Genomic DNA, 1,813 nt, shown 5'->3' with positions numbered 1-1,813 from the left:
GCTGAACTATGCTGCGATCTGCCCCGCGCCTTGGCGGGAGGGTACAGGTCGATGCCGCCCTTAGGCGGCAATGGCACCGCATGGCGGCATCTGAGGCCTGAGTTTGGCCAGCCTCCTCAAGTTCTGTGCCGTTGCCGCGAGCAGGAATTCGTCTCTCGCGCCACATGGTCCTCTAAGCCGCAACCGTGCCATCCGCAAAATGCGTTTGAGGTGAGCGAAGAGCATTTCGACCTTCTTTCGACGATGCCGTGACTGCTCATATTCAGGTGTCTTGGCAATCGCTCTGGCTACATCGCGTGCATCCTCGTTGAGATCGCGCGGTACTTTGCGCATAGGCATGTTCGGGCAGCATCGAGGCTTCAGTTCACACTGATTACAATCCTTCTTGCTGGCACGGAAAAGCCGGGTCCCCTCGGCCGTGATTCCCGATCTGGGTGGATCGTAGGTGCGGTGGAATTGCTTCAGTTCCTTTCCTGCAGGGCAAAGGTACTGCTCTTTCTCAGCGTCCCAGGTGAAGTCGGAACGCGAGAAGGTGCCGTCCGTCCGCTTTGACTTATCGAAGACCGGAATGTGCGGTGCGATCTCCTTCTCTTTGACCAGCCAAGCAAGGTTGTCGGCAGAACCGTAGGCACTGTCGGCCGCGAGGTAGTCGGGCCGCAAGCCGAAGCGGTTCTCGGTCCTGTCGAGCATCGTACGTGATGCCCCAACCTCCGCCTGACGGATTGCCCGTGTCGCCTCCACATCCACAATGACGCCGTGATCGGTATCGATCAGATAATTGGTGGCATAGGCGAAGAAGGCATGGCCTTTGTGGGCACCGGTCCATTGGGCGGCCGGATCGGACGGGGAAATAAACTTCGGCGTCACTGGTGAGGCCGCGCCGAAAGCAGCATCGTCGAGAACGGCCAGATATTCCTGTACCGAGCGGCCAGCATCTTCTTTGGCCTCCCATTCCGAACCGGGCACCGACCGCTGCTTGTTGGCGTCGGCCGCGATCAGGCTGGCATCAACCGCAAATCCTTCCGCACTAACCAGTCCCTGGGCAAGACAGCGTTCCACCACCGTCTCGAACATAAGACGCAGGATGTCGCTTTGCCGGAACCGGCCATGACGATTCTTCGAGAAAGTGGAGTGATCCGGAACTTTGCCATCCAGTCCAAGGTGGCAGAACCAGCGATAGGCGAGGTTGAGATGGACCTCCTCACATAGCCGCCGTTCAGACCGTATGCCCATGGAGTAGCCGATGATTAGCATCCGCATCATCAGCTCAGGATCAATCGAGGGGCGGCCGGTATTGCTGTAAAAGGGCTTCAACTGTGCTCGCACACTGTCGAGTTCGAGATGACGGTCGATACCGCGCAGCAGGTGGTCGGTAGGAACGTGATCATCAAGGCTGAAGTCGTAGAAGAGCTGCGCTGGAGCTGCCTGACATCCCATCATCGCTCAATCCTCCCCAAATCAATGAGACGATTGAATCATGCCTATCGTGAAAAGAGAATTCGATATTATATTCAATCAACAAAGGCTTCGAAACGAACTGGTTTTGCCATGACGCAAGAAAAAACCACAGCCATGCGGTGCATAGTCTCGCTCATCAAGATCGTATGGTCAGTGTCGATCATCGTCGCAGCGACTGCGGTGGGAGCCTTGATTGGTTGGGAGAACCATGGCGTTGTCGGAGCGGTTGCTCTTGGATTCGTTGGCCTCGTGGTTGGTGGCTTCCTGAGTTCGCCTTCGTTACTTCTGCAACTCATTACTTGATATCTCGCCAACGTTGAGCCACCTCACATCGAGGGTGTTTTTCAACGGTATC

Annotated in this window: 2 protein-coding genes; one reads left to right on the top strand and one right to left on the bottom strand. The window is 56.4% G+C overall.

The genetic code is table 11. The features are described 5' to 3' along the window. Nucleotides 1-60: 60 nt before the first annotated feature. A complete protein-coding gene (locus tag JZX87_RS30930) occupies nucleotides 61-1,440 on the bottom strand; it encodes a transposase (RefSeq protein ID WP_206829642.1) in 1,380 nt (459 codons plus the stop codon). Between JZX87_RS30930 and JZX87_RS31705 the strand changes: the two genes are divergently transcribed. Continuing rightward, nucleotides 1,342-1,761 (top strand): hypothetical protein, encoded by a 420-nt coding sequence (locus tag JZX87_RS31705; RefSeq protein ID WP_286195234.1) that lies wholly within the window; start codon nucleotides 1,342-1,344, stop codon nucleotides 1,759-1,761. The two genes, JZX87_RS30930 and JZX87_RS31705, sit on opposite strands and share 99 nt — an antisense overlap. Nucleotides 1,762-1,813: the final 52 nt, after the last annotated feature.

Source organism: Agrobacterium sp. Ap1, assembly GCF_017313375.1.
In the GTDB taxonomy this organism is placed as follows: domain Bacteria; phylum Pseudomonadota; class Alphaproteobacteria; order Rhizobiales; family Rhizobiaceae; genus Neorhizobium; species Neorhizobium cellulosilyticum.
Note: the sequence above shows the minus strand (reverse complement) of the source record. Positions and strands in the feature narration are given on the sequence as shown.

What these genes read in the sequence shown, in the direction of transcription:
- JZX87_RS31705 (WP_286195234.1), top strand. Translation starts at nt 1,342, where the DNA reads ATGACGGTCGATACCGCGCAGCAGGTGGTCGGTAGGAACGTGATCATC.
- JZX87_RS30930 (WP_206829642.1), bottom strand. Translation starts at nt 1,440, where the DNA reads ATGATGGGATGTCAGGCAGCTCCAGCGCAGCTCTTCTACGACTTCAGC.